Here is a 335-nt window from a genome sequence, read left to right as displayed (position 1 = left end):
CCGGAACGGGCACCCCAGCCGCAGGCGCAGCCCAAGCCCGAACCCGCGCCGGCCCCCGCTCCGCAGCCCAAGCCCGCGCCGGAGCCGAAAGCCCAGCCGGCGCAGGCCCAGCCGGCAGCCGAGCCGGCCGGTCCGGGCGCCAACGGCGCGCCGTATGTGACACCGCTGGTGCGAAAGCTGGCCGCCGAAAACAACATCGACCTGAACTCGATCACGGGCACCGGCGTGGGCGGGCGCATCCGCAAGCAAGACGTACTGGCCGCAGCCGAGCAGAAGCAACAGGCCGCCAAGGCGCCCGCCGCCGCGCCGGCCCCAGCGGCCGCCGCCCCCAAGGC

General features: G+C 76.4%; 1 protein-coding gene. It reads left to right on the top strand.

All coding sequences use genetic code 11. The annotated features are described in order from the left end of the window. Positions 1-335 (top strand): E3 binding domain-containing protein (locus ACYQ8K_RS30250; RefSeq protein ID WP_459975073.1); only part of this gene is annotated, 335 nt, incomplete at both ends.

The organism is Mycobacterium sp. MUNTM1 (assembly GCF_054660795.1).
The sequence above is the reverse complement of the archived record's forward strand: the minus strand, read 5'-3'. Positions and strand labels throughout refer to the sequence as shown.